Origin of the sequence: Vibrio sp. RE86 (assembly GCF_013114545.1) — a bacterium.
Classification (GTDB): domain Bacteria; phylum Pseudomonadota; class Gammaproteobacteria; order Enterobacterales; family Vibrionaceae; genus Vibrio.
The window spans coordinates 14,968-29,502 of the sequence record NZ_VTXI01000026.1 but is presented as its reverse complement, the minus strand read 5'-3'; the positions used below and the strand labels follow the sequence as shown (position 1 = coordinate 29,502).

The window sequence follows — 14,535 nt, the reverse complement described above, 5'->3', positions numbered from 1 at the left end:
ACTGCCAACCCTTTTTTCATCTGTTACGCATAGGCGCATCGGAGTTTCATGACCTCACGGTTAATTTCTTTAACCGCTTGGAAGTGCCTGCGTTCAGCACTCTCTGGCAAAATGAGTTTGCCGTTATCGAATTCAAATTTACCGACGCCGTAGATGTATATTCTTCCCTTGAATAGCCGACTAATGTGTTTAGCAATCATACCTGGTGTATAGCGCTTAAACAGTCTCATACATTTATCCTTATGTTTAGCAAGCACTGCAAATTATACGAATATTCCGCCTAAAAGTTTGTGATTATGGTGGGGGAATATGCAGTAAATTAGGTTTGTTTGGATATTTGTGTTGCCGTAGGCAAAAATTCGGATAAATATCCAATTTATTGTGATTATTACCTCATTTATGTTCTGGTTCTGGAACTCTCCTGAGGAGCACGGAAAGTATTAAGCCTTAACTGTGTGACAGTTACTTTAAAGAATAGTTTAACTTTTGCTTTAGATGTGAGATTTGGGTGATTTTTTGCCAAAAAAATGCCCGCTTAGTGGCGGGCGAATAGTCACAGATGCATTACACAAAAAGTGGATGTCCTGAAACAATCAGTGGATTCACTTTTCTGTTGGAGAAGGAAAACACATCACTCAGGAGTTGTATTCTAAAACTCCCGAGTTAGTGCCAGACCTGCATAGCTTGCTGTCTGAACTTTAACCAACGTGTTTAGATTACCCCAAAAAACACTTAGTGACTACTTATGCTTTAAAAATGAATAACAATTTAATGAGTCATGTTTAATGATGCGAAACTGATCAAACCTTTAATGTAATGGATTGCAATCAATAGCTAACGGATTAACTCTATGGTGGTAGATCTAAAGTTTAGTTTCGACAGATGCTTGCGATCTTTGGTTGGCAGAGCTGGATAAGATCCTGAATATTGAGTGCAACTCCAGCCATGTTTGACCCGCTACTGATCGTGACTTCAGGCTCTGATAGAAGCTGCTGATCAAAAATGATCTCCATCGGCGTTCTTAACAGTAAAGGCACGACGGTTCCAACCTGATAACCCGTCAGACTGGCGACTTCGCTCATTGAGACACAAGTCATTCGACGCCAATCTAGCAATGCTCGTACTTTTTTAGGATCAACAGATTGATCTCCTGGGGCGCAGGCAATGGCGTATCGATTGCTCATGTCACGAAGCACAATGGATTTCACCATTTGGGCTGGGCGGATACCACGCTGCTCGGCAGCATCTTCAATCGTTGTTGCAGCTCTTTGGTGTGGCAGCAGGCGAAAAGGCACCTGCTGCGCATCAAGATACTGAGTAATGTGAGTTGAAAAGTCGTTATTCATCGTCATCAAGTGAGTATGGCAGTGCTTCAAATGTCCATGAGTGTTCCGGCTGATCTTTTAGTCGCAGAGTGGTGTCTGAATCCAAGTTATTTGGTAACACAACAATGCCGATCGCAACGTTATCACTATAACGATAGCTTGCTAGCAGCTTACCCGCACTGCGCCAGTTTTCACCCACTGAGCGTTCAATGTCAGCATTAAGGTCAATCTCTGAATCAGCTTGTCCTTTCACGATGAAAAGTGCGCGCTTGTTGATACCACGATACTTAGCGCGAGCTACGGTTTCTTGGCCGGTATAGCAGCCTTTACTAAAACTAATACCATCCACTGCTTGCACGTTGAGTGCTTGAGGGATGTGCTCAATTTGCTGCTCAGCCGTCAATAGTGGAAGACCTGCTTTGATGTCATTCAGTGTCCACAGCGATTCATCGGCTTTTTCAGCATCAATAGTGGTCAGGAGTTTTTCAGCTTGATCTGCAGAAACCAAAAGAAGCCAACGTTGCTCATCAATTTTTACTGCGCTGCCACCATCAATAACACGCACATCACCTGTTTGATCTGACAGAGTATCAATGACGCTCGTTGCGTTTTCACCGATGAGCCCTAGAGCAATATCTTGGCCTTGAGTGATCTCTACTTTAGAGAAAATGGCGTATTTTTTGAGTTCAGCGAGCTCTTTTTCAATCACAGAGCTTGGTTGAAACATTGCGTAGCCACCATTGTGGTGAAATAGGCGGAATACACTCCAAACCTTACCCTTGGCATCACAATGGGCACCAAAGGTTGATGACTCAGTATCCAATGTTACGACATCACACGTTACTTGCCCTTGAAGGTAGGATTTTTTGTCATCACCTTGCATGGTGATCGTGCCCCATGATGTTAGGTGGATAATCGCTAATTCAGGTGTCGCGTCTGTTGATGCGAGGTTTAAAGGAGTAAAGTCGTTCTGCCAATCCATGATCGTTACCTAATAAAGTCTTGATGACTGTATGTTATCGCTGATGGCTATCGAGAAACAACCTTTAGAGTTGTGTGTCATTGATTCGACTCTTGAGAAGGAAATTCGAGACCTTGCTCGGGAGTGTGACTGGCGCACTAGTTGTTGGTGAATTTGCTTGTTACACTCGGCCAAAATCAACCGATAAGGTGAGGAATTAGAATGTATACCGCAGAAGAAAAAGCGCGTATCAAATGGGCATGTCGCCGAGGAATGCTAGAGCTCGATGTTGTGATCATGCCTTTTTTCGAAGAATGTTTTGAAGCCCTTAAAGAAAACGAACAACGTGACTTTGTGTCACTTCTTGAGTGTGATGATCCAGACCTTTTCACCTGGATTATGGGGCACGGCCGCAGCGAAAACCTAGGTCATGCTTCAATGGTAGATAAGATTGTCGCCCATAACCTCAGCAAAGTCCGTTAGGCTTAGCCTCTCTCACTCATACTATGCATTGCAGGCCAACATTATTCTTATGATGTTGGCCTGTTGTTTAATTGTGGCTTCTAGTTTGCCACTTACTGCCGTTTTTCCTGCTTTATTGATTGTCGCCCGGGTCACTTTGAAAGATGGGTTGTTCATTGAGCCCATGCGTGGTGATGTCACCTTTATCTCGCCTACTCACTACCAAGTCGACGGAGTGACGATTGAGATAAAGAAAGTGGTGTTTATTGCCATGTCTTTTGGTTTGATTATTTTTGGACAAGATAATCGGCGCACCATTTTATGGCGTGATAGTCTTTCTGAGAGAAGCTACCGGCATTTAGTCGTGATGTTAAAAAAGGAGCACTAGGCTCCTTCTATTTAATGACTCTTTGAAAACAGGTTATTTTTGTTTTTCAGGTACCAGAATTGTAGGGCCACTCTCTTCGGCAAGCTCAGGGTAGTCTAACGTATAGTGTAGACCGCGGCTCTCTTTGCGCTCCATCGCGCAACGCACCATAAGTTCAGCCACTTGAAGTAAGTTTCTTAGCTCAAGTAGGTTATTCGATACTCTGAAGTTACTGTAGTACTCCAGTGTTTCCTGTTGCAGGAGTTGGATACGGCGCAGCGCACGCTCTAAACGGCGGTCGGTACGTACAATCCCCATGTAGTCCCACATAAATAGACGTAATTCGTGCCAGTTATGCTGAATGACGACCTCTTCATCTGAACAGTTTACTTGGCTTTCATCCCATGCTGGAAGTTCTGGCGGCAAGCTAGCTTGATCAAGATTAGCGATGATATCGTTCGCGGCTGCCCACGCATAAACCACACATTCAAGCAAAGAGTTTGATGCCATGCGATTTGCACCGTGCAGGCCTGTATAGCTTACTTCCCCGATCGCATAGAGCTGGGACAAATCGGTTTGACCAGTCTGTTCAACCATGACACCACCACAGGTATAGTGCGCAGCAGGTACGACAGGGATAGGCTCTTTAGTCATGTCGATACCAAGATCGAGTAGGCGAGAATTTATTGTAGGGAAGTGCTTCTCAATAAAGTCAGCGGGCTTATGGCTGATATCAAGGTACATGCAATCAGCGCCCAGTCGTTTCATCTCGAAATCGATCGCTCGAGCAACGACGTCACGAGGTGCAAGTTCTTCTCGCTCATCAAAGTCCGGCATAAAGCGTGTGCCGTCTGGACGACGCAGATAAGCGCCTTCACCGCGAAGTGCTTCGGTCAGCAGGAAGTTACGTGCTTCAGGGTGATACAAACAAGTAGGGTGGAATTGATTAAACTCTAAGTTTGCTACTCGACAGCCTGCGCGCCAAGCCATTGCAATGCCGTCACCTGACGAAACGTCTGGATTTGAAGTGTACTGATAAACTTTTGAAGCGCCACCGGTTGCAAGAACCACAAATTTAGCGCGAACCGTCTCAACGTTCTCTTGATTACGGTTCCAAATGTAAGCACCGACAATCTTGTTGCTATCACCACCGACTTTATCTTCTGTGATGAGATCCAATGCATTATGACGCTCTAAAACCGTAATGTTAGGGTGATTATGAACATTGTCTTGCAATGAGGTTTGCATTGCCATACCCGTCGCGTCTGCGGCGTGAAGAATGCGGCGATGACTATGACCACCTTCGCGAGTCAGATGGTAGCGAGGGGCTTCATCAGTGTCGTTCTCTTCACGATCAAAGGGTACACCACCATCGATTAACCACTGCACACACTCTTTTGCGTTCTTGGCGATAAACTCAACGGTCTCTTGCTCACAGATGCCTGCACCAGCAACTAGGGTGTCTTGTACATGTGATTCGATGCTGTCTGATTCATCAAATACGGCGGCGATACCACCTTGTGCATAAAAGGTTGCGCCTTCACTGCGTGGCCCTTTGCTGAGTACGATAACCTTGCCGAACTCTGCGACACGTAACGCTAGTGAAAGTCCTGCTGCGCCACTACCCACCACTAACACATCACACTGATGTTCACGGTTTGCGTTCATAAAACTTTTAAATTCCCGAGTTAAATTGTACCGATATAGATGCCAAACGGCTGGCGTACATCGGTAGCCGAGCGATCCCGCTCAAAATCTGTCATTGAGTTGCCAATGCGACTTCACGAAATTTGGAAGTCAATCCACTATAATATCATTGCGAGCGTGGCTTTGCATTGAGTGCAATTCTTCGTAAATACCATTGCTTTTCTCTACACTCATCCTCACAATTCGACTAAGAGGTAGATTGGCGCTTCATTTTGTAAAAATAGTTTAAAGATTTATTGAACTTATATTTATCTGCTAGGTCACAATAGTGCTCAAGTAAGCAGTGGTGTCAATACTACATTTTGCATAATTAATGCTCATATCTAAAAAGATGGGAGCGAATAACAATAGGAGTACCCGCTCGAATGAACGAGCAGCTGACCGATCAAGTATTAATTGAGCGAGTTCAGAATGGGGATAAGCAAGCATTTAATTTGTTGGTGACTAAGTACCAAAACAAAGTGTGCAACCTTATTTCTCGCTATGTGAATAATCCTGGGGATGTTCCCGATGTAGCACAAGAAGCATTTATTAAGGCGTACCGAGCGATACCAAGCTTTCGTGGTGAAAGTGCCTTCTATACTTGGTTATATCGGATTGCTGTTAATACTGCAAAAAACCACCTTGTCGCTCAAGGCCGTAGGCCCCCTGCACAAGATGTGGATACTGAAGATGCTGAATATTACGAAACGGGTAGTGCATTAAAAGAAATATCGAACCCTGAGAACTTAACGCTGTCCAACGAATTGAAACGTGTTGTTTTCAGTGCGATAGAAGCACTACCTGATGATTTAAAAACCGCAATGACGTTGCGCGAGCTCGATGGCTTAAGCTACGAAGAAATAGCAGCGGTTATGGATTGCCCTGTGGGAACGGTACGTTCACGTATCTTCCGTGCTCGTGAAGCGGTTGAGAAAAAAATTCAACCCCTTTTACAACGCTAGACCAGTAACATTAATGGTGAAAATAATGGCTGACAAAGAGAAACTTTCAGCACTCATGGACGGAGAGTTGGTTGATAAAGCTTTAATTTCAGAATTAGAGCAAGACCAAGAAAGCCTGCAATCATGGCAAAATTACCATTTAATTGGTGATGTAATGCGTGGCGATGCGCCGGAAAAACCGGAGTGGAACATTGCTGAAAGCGTTGCATTAGCATTAGAAGATGAGCCAGCGCACTCGACAGTGACTCAGTTGAATGAGCATCGCAATGTCGAGTCTCAGCCTACGCCATCTCAAGCTCGTCGCCAGTTGCCAGCTTGGTTAAATCAATTTGGCCAAGTTGCGATGGCTGCCTGTGTGTCACTTGCCGTGATCTTAGGTGTTCAACAATATGGTGGCACTGATGCAGGAGCCCCAGAATCTGATGTCTTGCCTGTGCTTCAAACCATTCCTTTTGCTGGAAGTGTTGAACCAGTAAGTTTGACTCGTTCATCGGTGGAACAACCACAGGCAAGCGAGACCAACGTACAGGAACAGCGCCGTCGCATTAATGCAATGCTGCGCGACTACGAATTACAACTACGCTTGAATAGTGAAAACACGATCGAGCATAGCGATAATCCTGAAACGGTAGTTGAATGAAAAAAATTCTGATCAGTGCGCTGACACTGTTCAGTTTGAACACTCCACTGGCCTTTGCGGAAGAAAATGCTGCAGAGGCTTTGTTGTTTCAAATGAACGAAGCAAGTCAGCATCTAAATTATGAGCTTTCTTACATACTGATAAAGAAAAACAGTATCGAGCCTTTACTGTATCGACACGCTGTGTCGGGAGAAAAGCAGCTCGCCCACCTTGTCTATCTAAGTGGTCCCGTACGTGAAGTGATTCGCCGTGGGGATGAAGTCAGCTATATCGAGCCTGGTGTTGAGCCTTTTACCATAGAGTCTGGCAATATGGTGGCGCCAACCATCCCGCTACTCAACTCTGATGTCAATGAACTGAATGACTTCTACGATTTCGTTCAAGTAGGTCGAGCGCGCGAGGCTGGTGTGGCTTGCCAAGTATTACGCGTAGTGCCAAAAGACGGGCAACGATACTCTTATGTGTTGTGGGTTGATGAAAAAAGCAAACTGCCTTTGCGTGCCGACTTGGTTGACCGTGACGGAGAGGTGCTAGAGCAATATCGAACCATCTCTTACACAGTGAACGACCAAATTGAGACCATCTTAAGTGGCTTGAATGACGTCAAACTTCCAGAGGTCTTATCATTACCGAAAGGTCGCCTCGAAAGTGCGTATTGGACCGTTGATTGGATACCTAATGGTTTTGAGCCAAAAGAGCTCAATCGCTACCGAATGAATGACACTGAACGTATGGTTGAGAGCCAAATGTATAGTGATGGTCTATTCAGCTTCTCTGTTTATATTTCCGAGAGCGATAACCTCTCTTTGAAAGGCCAATTGGTGCGTCAGGGGCGTCGAACCTTGCACAGTTTTGTTCGCGGTGAACACGAAATCTCTGTGATAGGTGATATCCCGCCAGCGACCGCAAAGCGTATCGCTCAGTCGGTCAAGTTCACTAACAACGAGAGCAAAACCCAATGATGACGGCATTAGCGACCGTGTCTGAGGTTACGCCTCACTCTAACGGTTTTGATGTTGAACTAAGCTGCGAGCAACAAACCAGTTGCAGCAGCTGTTCGTCACAAAAAAGCTGTGGAACAGGCATCGTATCTAAAGCAGTCGGCAATAAATCACTCAACTGGCATCTGTTCACAGACAAAATGGTCAAAGAAGGTCAAGTGGTTGAAATTGGTTTACCAGAAAAGAGCTTGTTGCAATCAGCGGCTCTTGTGTATCTCGTTCCTCTCTTTGCCATGATCATTGGTGCATTTGTTGGCCAATGGTTTATTGCTCCTCAATTTGATCTTGGCGAAGGCAGTGTCATCTTGATATCAGCACTGGCTACGGCGGTTGGTATCTACCTTGCAAAGCGATTTTCCGCCAGATTAGAGCAGCAATCTTCTCAACAGGTCATATTATTAAGGATATTGGGCGAACCAATTAGCTAGTGCGAAGCGGCTAGAAATTGGGTAGAATCTGCCAACTTGATTGAAATGCCGTCGCTAGCACTGCTTAAACCCAGTATCGCAGCGGTTTTTCTTGTCCCTATTTAAAAGAGTTTAGTCACACCAAATCATGAAGCACATTCGTAACTTTTCGATTATCGCCCACATCGACCATGGTAAGTCGACCCTATCAGACCGTTTGATCCAAGTATGTGGTGGATTGAGCGACCGTGAAATGGCCGCACAGGTTCTGGACTCCATGGATCTAGAGCGTGAGCGTGGTATCACCATCAAATCACAGAGTGTGACTCTAAACTACACGGCTAAAGATGGTGAAACTTACCAGCTTAACTTCATCGACACTCCAGGGCACGTTGACTTCGCTTACGAAGTATCACGTTCTCTAGCGGCTTGTGAAGGCGCACTACTGGTTGTTGATGCGGGTCAGGGTGTAGAGGCTCAAACTCTTGCTAACTGTTACACAGCGATCGAAATGGATCTTGAGGTTGTGCCAATCCTTAACAAGATTGACCTTCCTGCAGCCGATCCTGAACGTGTATCAGAAGAAATTGAAGAAATCGTTGGTATCGACGCGATGGAAGCGACGCGCTGTAGTGCGAAGACTGGTATCGGTGTTGACGATGTTCTAGAAAACATTGTGTCTGCGATTCCAGCACCAGAGGGTGATCCAGAAGCGCCGCTACAAGCATTGATCATTGACTCATGGTTCGATAACTACCTAGGTGTAGTTTCTCTAGTTCGAATTAAGAACGGCGTTCTTAAGAAGAACGACAAGATCAAAGTAATGAGTACTGGTCAGGTTTGGGGGGTAGACCGTCTTGGTATCTTCACACCGAAGCAAGTCGATACAGATATTCTGCGTACTGGTGAAGTTGGTTGGGTTGTTTGTGGTATTAAAGACATCCTAGGCGCACCAGTAGGTGATACGCTAACACTGGCTAAAAACGGCAGTGACGTGGCGCTACCAGGCTTTAAGAAAGTAAAACCTCAGGTATACGCGGGTCTATTCCCTGTATCTTCTGATGACTACGAAAGCTTCCGTGATGCACTGGGTAAACTAAGTCTGAATGACGCATCGCTATTCTACGAGCCAGAAAACTCAGCAGCACTTGGCTTCGGTTTCCGTTGTGGCTTCCTTGGTATGCTGCACATGGAGATCATCCAAGAACGTCTAGAGCGTGAATACGACCTAGATCTGATCACCACTGCGCCAACAGTAGTGTACGAAGTTGAAGAAACGAACGGTAATACTCTATACGTTGATAGCCCAGCGAAGCTTCCTGCGGTTAATGACATCGAAGAAATTCGTGAGCCAATTGCTCGTTGTAACATCCTTGTGCCATCAGATTACTTAGGTAACGTAATCACACTATGTGTAGAGAAGCGTGGTGTTCAGGTTGATATGGTTTACCACGGTAACCAAGTTGCAGTGACTTACGATATTCCGATGGCAGAAGTGGTTCTAGACTTCTTCGACCGTCTGAAGTCTACCTCTCGTGGTTACGCATCACTGGACTACAACTTCCAACGTTTTGAAGCTTCAAACATGGTTCGTGTGGATGTACTTCTTAACGGTGATACGGTTGATGCCCTAGCGATGATCACACACAAAGATCAGTCTCAGACTCGTGGTCGTCAGCTGGTAGAGAAGATGAAAGAGTTCATCCCTCGTCAGATGTTCGACATTGCTATTCAGGCAGCGATCGGTAACCACATCATCGCACGTTCAACAGTGAAACAGCTGCGTAAGAACGTAATCGCGAAGTGTTACGGTGGTGACGTGAGTCGTAAGAAAAAGCTACTGAAGAAGCAGAAAGAAGGTAAGAAGCGTATGAAGCAGATCGGTAACGTAGAGCTGCCTCAAGAAGCGTTCTTAGCAATTCTTCACGTAGGCAAAGATTAATCCCTGTCATATTTGACGCTACAGCGTTGTTGCCAGCGCAAACTCACCCTAATCACATAGAGCCTCTATGCTCATAGGGCTGAGTTTGCTAGTCGCCTAGCTGTAACGCCAACTATTTATGGGATTATTAGAATTAAATTCAATGAGTAAGTGGAAGGGTTTCGGCTCTTTCACTTTCGTATTTTTGAGATAAGGGAAGTCAATGGCGAATACATTTTCACTCATCCTTGTAATTGTTACTTTGGTAACGGGAATTGTTTGGGTGCTAGAAAAGCTTGTTTTTGCAAAGAAGCGCCAAGCAAAAGTCGCGGAAGTTGAAGCTCAAACTAATGGCTTAGACGCTGCTGTTCTGGAAAAAGTGAAGACTCAACCGTGGTGGATTGAAAATAGTGTGTCTATTTTCCCCGTTATCGCGGCAGTACTCGTATTGCGCTCTTTTATCTATGAACCGTTTCAGATTCCATCGGGCTCAATGATGCCAACCCTATTAGTGGGTGATTTTATTCTAGTTGAGAAGTACGCGTATGGATTGAAAGATCCGGTATGGCGCACTCAACTGGTAGAAACAGGCAAGCCAGAGCGCGGTGATACTGTGGTATTCAAATACCCACCGCAGCCAAATATTGATTACATTAAACGTGTCGTTGGTCTACCAGGTGATACGGTTCGCTATAACAGTAAGAAAGAAATCTGCATTCAATCTCCTGGCGAAACAAGTTGTCAGCCAGTGAAATTGTCTAATGTGGAAGAGAGTCAGTTTATCCAAAACGGGATTCCACTGATTCAGCTTGATGAACAGTTGAGTGAGACTGGTCACCAAATCCTGGTTAATCCGCTACGTCGTGATCGTGTTGAAATGTATCAACCACGCAATGGCGTGAATGAATGGGTAGTGCCAGAAGGTCAATACTTTGTGATGGGCGATAACCGTGACAACAGTGCAGACAGCCGTTACTGGGGCTTTGTTCCAGAGGCAAACCTAGTAGGTAAAGCCGTTGCCATTTGGATCAGCTTCGAGTTTGAACGTGGCGAAGACAGTGTTTTACCTTCATGGATTCCAACTGGTGTGCGTTTTAACCGCATCGGTGGCATTCACTAATTAATAGATATCGAGAGAGCATGAATTCTCCTACACCAAAACTAGAGAAGAAGCTCGGCTATCAATTCAATGATGCTGAGCTAATCAGTTTAGCGCTGACACACCGCAGCGCTAATGGAAAACACAATGAGCGTCTTGAGTTTCTGGGCGATTCAATTTTAAGTTTTGTCATTGCTGATGATCTTTATCACCGTTTCCCTAAAGTAAACGAAGGGGATATGAGCCGCATGCGTGCAACACTGGTACGTGGAAATACGCTAGCGGAACTAGGTCGTGAATTCGAACTAGGAGATCACTTAAAATTAGGTCCAGGTGAATTAAAAAGTGGCGGTTTCCGTCGTGATTCAATTCTTGCCGACGCTGTGGAGGCGATCATTGGTGCTATCTACCTTGATAGCGACATTGAAGTCGTACGTGGCATTATTCTTAGCTGGTACAAAACGCGCCTTGATGCCATCAAGCCGGGTGTATCACAAAAAGATCCGAAGACTCGCCTTCAAGAGTTCCTTCAAGGTCGAAGAAAGCCGCTACCTGCTTACACAGTGACTAATATTAAAGGTGAAGCACACAACCAAGAATTTACGGTTTCGTGCGAAGTGGCAGGTATTGGACAACCTGTTATTGGTAAAGGCACCAGCCGCCGCAAGGCAGAACAAGCGGCTGCTGAATTAGCACTAGAGCAATTGACCAATGACTGATTCAAACGACAACAACGAATTTGATATCGATGCATTTTTCTCTTCAGGTGGCGAGCAAGCGACCTCACCAGAAAATCAGCATTGTGGCTTTGTGGCGATTGTAGGTCGCCCAAACGTAGGTAAATCGACGCTTCTTAACCGCATCTTAGGTCAGAAGATTTCGATCACATCACGTAAGCCTCAAACGACTCGTCACCGCATCATGGGTGTTGACACGGAAGGGGACTATCAAGCTATTTTCGTTGATACTCCTGGTCTTCACATTGAAGAGAAACGTGCGATCAACCGCTTGATGAATCGTGCAGCAAACTCATCTTTGAGTGATGTAAACCTTGTGTTCTTCCTTGTGGATGGTACGCATTGGACGGCTGACGATGAAATGGTTCTGACCAAGCTTCAAAAGTCGAACTTCCCAGTTGTACTTTGTGTCAACAAGGTGGATGTTGTACAAGACCGCAACGAAGTCATGATGCACATGCAAGAGATGTCGAGCAAGATGGACTTTGTTGATGTTGTGCCTATCTCGGCTAAACACGGCAAGAACATTGACGTTTTACGTAAGCACGTACGTGAGCACTTACCGAAAGCGACGCACCACTTCCCAGAAGAGTATGTGACTGACCGCTCTCAGCGTTTTATGGCTTCCGAAATCGTGCGTGAAAAGCTGATGCGCTTTACTGGTGAAGAACTACCGTATTCAGTGACAGTGGAAATCGAGCGTTTCGATTACAACCCAGACACTGACGGCTTCCACATCAATGCCCTTATTTTGGTTGAACGTCATGGCCAGAAGAAGATGGTGATTGGTAAAGGTGGTGAGAAGATTAAGACCATTGGTCGTGAAGCTCGCCTAGATATGGAAGAGTTGTTTGGCCGTAAAGTTTACCTAGAAACTTGGGTTAAGGTTAAATCGGGTTGGGCTGACGACGAACGAGCTCTACGCTCTTTAGGTTACATCGACGATTTATAAGCAGTGAGCAGCGACACGCTTCGCTCCTGATTCATTGTACAAAAGGGGCCATTGGCTCCTTTTTTAGTTTGGTAATGACATGTCCTCATCAGAAGGCTTACAGCGTTGTTTTGTTCTTCATCGTCGCCCGTATAGTGAGTCGAGCCTTATTCTTGACGTCTTTAGTGAAGAGTTTGGCCGACTGACGTTGATGTCAAAAGGGGCACGTAGCAAGCGTTCTAACTTGAAAGGGGCGTTGCAGCCTTTTACGCCGTTATTGCTTAAATGGTCGGGCAACGGCTCGATGAAAACCCTTCGCCAAGCTGAACCTATCAGTCTCGGTTTACCTCTCACAGGGATTAATCTCTACTCAGCAATGTATGTGAATGAGTTAGTGGGAAGAGTATTAATGGCGGAAGTCGCCATGCCCGCGCTATTTCATGACTATCTTCACTCACTGACAGAGCTTGCTCAGTGTGATAACCCAGAGCCTGCCCTCAGACGTTTTGAACTCGCGTTGTTATCCGCAATGGGGTACGGCGTGGACTTTCTTCATTGTGCAGGTACAGGCGAGCCCGTTGATCCCGATATGACCTATCGTTACCGCGAGCAAAAGGGTTTTATCGCATCGATAAGAAAAGACAACTTAACGTTTTATGGCAGTGAACTTATCGCTATCAGTGAGCGTAGATTTACCACAAAAGAACAACTTAAAGCGGCAAAACGCTTTACACGAATAGCCTTAAAGCCGTATCTTGGCGGCAAACCATTAAAAAGCAGGGAACTCTTTATGACCATGGTTCCCAAACGGAGTATTGGAAAATGAGCTCAATCTACCTAGGTGTAAACATCGACCATATTGCTACGCTACGTAATGCGCGTGGTACTAAGTACCCAGATCCTGTTCATGCTGCTGAAATTGCTGAACGAGCAGGTGCGGATGGTATTACGATCCACCTTCGTGAAGACCGTCGTCATATCCTAGATCGCGATGTTCGTATTCTGCGTGAAACCTTGCAAACACGTATGAACCTAGAAATGGCCGTAACGGAAGAGATGGTTGAGATCGCGCTAAAGACCAAGCCAGAGTACGTATGTCTTGTACCTGAAAAGCGTGAAGAGTTGACGACTGAAGGTGGCTTGGACGTTGTTGGCCAACTTGAGAAAGTGAAAGCGGCAACGCAAAAACTGACTGAAGCAGGGATCAAAGTTTCGCTATTTATCGATGCTGATCGTGAGCAGATTGATGCAGCAAAAGCGTGTGGTGCGCCATTTATTGAGCTTCACACAGGTCACTATGCAGACGCAGAAACAGAAGAAGATCAGCAAGATGAGCTGAAGAAGATCGCAGCAGGTGCAAGCTACGCAGACGATCTTGGTATCACTGTTAACGCTGGCCACGGTTTGACTTACCACAACGTTGCACCTATTGCGGCAATTCCAGAAATCTTCGAGCTAAACATTGGTCACTCAATTATTGGTCGCGCTGTTTTTGATGGCTTACACAAAGCTGTTGCCGATATGAAAGCTCTGATGGTTGAGGCTCGTAAGTAAGCTTTATGGCGATTGTCGGTTTAGGTACAGACATTGCTGAGATTGAGCGAGTAGAAAAAGCGCTCGCTCGATCGGGAGAGGCGTTTGCAAAGCGCATTTTGACTGAAAGTGAATTAAAGACTTTCTTTGGCTTGAAACAGCAAGGGCGTTTTCTTGCAAAACGCTTTGCTGTCAAAGAAGCGGCTTCAAAAGCACTCGGAACAGGCATCGCCTTTGGTGTGAGCTTTCAAGATTTTAACGTGAGCAATGATGAGCATGGCGCTCCTGTGCTGACGTTATCCAACAAAGCGCTCGAAATAGCAGATCAGAAAGGGGTCGCTCACGTACACCTTTCTATCTCAGATGAACGGCACTACGCAGTTGCGACCGTTATCCTAGAAAAATAGCGACATTACGTCGCTATTTTTATGTCTACTTTACAGAGAGTTATACCAATCTGGATAAATAGGTGTTCAGATAATTGTGCGGAAAAAATCGCT

Annotated in this window: 17 protein-coding genes; 13 read left to right on the top strand and 4 right to left on the bottom strand. The window is 45.5% G+C overall.

Annotated features, from left to right (window positions below):
• Window positions 1–23: 23 nt before the first annotated feature.
• The 3 genes from F0231_RS18815 to ygfZ form a co-directional block, all read right to left on the bottom strand.
• Window positions 24–230 (bottom strand): DUF1107 domain-containing protein, encoded by a 207-nt coding sequence (locus F0231_RS18815; protein ID WP_171761230.1) that lies wholly within the window; start codon window positions 228–230, stop codon window positions 24–26.
• 639 nt (window positions 231–869) lie between these two features.
• Window positions 870–1,346 carry an aminoacyl-tRNA deacylase gene (locus F0231_RS18810; protein WP_171761229.1) on the bottom strand — a complete coding sequence of 159 codons (477 nt, stop codon included), beginning with the start codon at window positions 1,344–1,346 and terminating at the stop codon, window positions 870–872.
• Window positions 1,339–2,307, bottom strand: a complete 969-nt coding sequence (gene ygfZ, locus F0231_RS18805) for a tRNA-modifying protein YgfZ (RefSeq protein ID WP_171761228.1) — start codon at window positions 2,305–2,307, stop codon at window positions 1,339–1,341. Before ygfZ ends, F0231_RS18810 begins: the two co-directional genes overlap by 8 nt.
• Before the next feature lie 201 nt (window positions 2,308–2,508).
• Here ygfZ and F0231_RS18800 point away from each other — a divergent pair, with 201 nt between their 5' ends.
• On the top strand, window positions 2,509–2,769 hold the full coding sequence (locus tag F0231_RS18800; protein ID WP_171761227.1) for a succinate dehydrogenase assembly factor 2: 261 nt from the start codon (window positions 2,509–2,511) through the stop codon (window positions 2,767–2,769).
• A gap of 49 nt (window positions 2,770–2,818) precedes the next feature.
• Window positions 2,819–3,136, top strand: a complete 318-nt coding sequence (locus tag F0231_RS21270) for a hypothetical protein (protein WP_367613487.1) — start codon at window positions 2,819–2,821, stop codon at window positions 3,134–3,136.
• A 33-nt stretch (window positions 3,137–3,169) separates the two neighbouring features.
• Here F0231_RS21270 and nadB read toward each other — a convergent pair whose 3' ends face one another.
• Window positions 3,170–4,783 carry an L-aspartate oxidase gene (nadB, locus tag F0231_RS18790; RefSeq protein WP_171761226.1) on the bottom strand — a complete coding sequence of 538 codons (1,614 nt, stop codon included), beginning with the start codon at window positions 4,781–4,783 and terminating at the stop codon, window positions 3,170–3,172.
• Window positions 4,784–5,187: 404 nt separating this feature from the next.
• On the opposite strand from nadB, the gene rpoE reads away from it, so the two are divergent.
• The 11 genes from rpoE to acpS all read left to right on the top strand — a co-directional run bounded on the left by rpoE (window position 5,188) and on the right by acpS (window position 14,442).
• A complete protein-coding gene (gene rpoE, locus F0231_RS18785; protein ID WP_004415624.1) occupies window positions 5,188–5,766 on the top strand; it encodes an RNA polymerase sigma factor RpoE in 579 nt (192 codons plus the stop codon).
• Window positions 5,767–5,791: 25 nt separating this feature from the next.
• Window positions 5,792–6,406 carry an RseA family anti-sigma factor gene (locus tag F0231_RS18780; RefSeq protein WP_171761225.1) on the top strand — a complete coding sequence of 205 codons (615 nt, stop codon included), beginning with the start codon at window positions 5,792–5,794 and terminating at the stop codon, window positions 6,404–6,406.
• Window positions 6,403–7,368, top strand: a complete 966-nt coding sequence (gene rseB, locus F0231_RS18775) for a sigma-E factor regulatory protein RseB (RefSeq protein ID WP_171761224.1) — start codon at window positions 6,403–6,405, stop codon at window positions 7,366–7,368. Before F0231_RS18780 ends, rseB begins: the two co-directional genes overlap by 4 nt.
• Window positions 7,365–7,835, top strand: coding sequence for a SoxR reducing system RseC family protein (locus tag F0231_RS18770; protein WP_171761223.1), 471 nt, complete (start codon window positions 7,365–7,367; stop codon window positions 7,833–7,835). The genes rseB and F0231_RS18770 overlap by 4 nt, the downstream gene beginning before the upstream one ends.
• 127 nt (window positions 7,836–7,962) lie before the next feature.
• Window positions 7,963–9,756 (top strand): translation elongation factor 4, encoded by a 1,794-nt coding sequence (gene lepA / locus F0231_RS18765; protein WP_171761222.1) that lies wholly within the window; start codon window positions 7,963–7,965, stop codon window positions 9,754–9,756.
• A gap of 202 nt (window positions 9,757–9,958) precedes the next feature.
• Window positions 9,959–10,855 carry a signal peptidase I gene (lepB, locus tag F0231_RS18760; RefSeq protein ID WP_171761221.1) on the top strand — a complete coding sequence of 299 codons (897 nt, stop codon included), beginning with the start codon at window positions 9,959–9,961 and terminating at the stop codon, window positions 10,853–10,855.
• A 20-nt stretch (window positions 10,856–10,875) separates the two neighbouring features.
• Window positions 10,876–11,553, top strand: coding sequence for a ribonuclease III (rnc, locus tag F0231_RS18755; RefSeq protein WP_004415613.1), 678 nt, complete (start codon window positions 10,876–10,878; stop codon window positions 11,551–11,553).
• Window positions 11,546–12,523, top strand: a complete 978-nt coding sequence (gene era / locus F0231_RS18750) for a GTPase Era (protein WP_171761220.1) — start codon at window positions 11,546–11,548, stop codon at window positions 12,521–12,523. Before rnc ends, era begins: the two co-directional genes overlap by 8 nt.
• Before the next feature lie 79 nt (window positions 12,524–12,602).
• A complete protein-coding gene (recO, locus tag F0231_RS18745; RefSeq protein ID WP_171761219.1) occupies window positions 12,603–13,328 on the top strand; it encodes a DNA repair protein RecO in 726 nt (241 codons plus the stop codon).
• Window positions 13,325–14,056 (top strand): pyridoxine 5'-phosphate synthase, encoded by a 732-nt coding sequence (pdxJ, locus tag F0231_RS18740; RefSeq protein ID WP_171761218.1) that lies wholly within the window; start codon window positions 13,325–13,327, stop codon window positions 14,054–14,056. The genes recO and pdxJ overlap by 4 nt, the downstream gene beginning before the upstream one ends.
• A 5-nt stretch (window positions 14,057–14,061) precedes the next feature.
• Window positions 14,062–14,442, top strand: a complete 381-nt coding sequence (gene acpS / locus F0231_RS18735) for a holo-ACP synthase (protein ID WP_171761217.1) — start codon at window positions 14,062–14,064, stop codon at window positions 14,440–14,442.
• Window positions 14,443–14,535 lie beyond the last annotated feature (93 nt).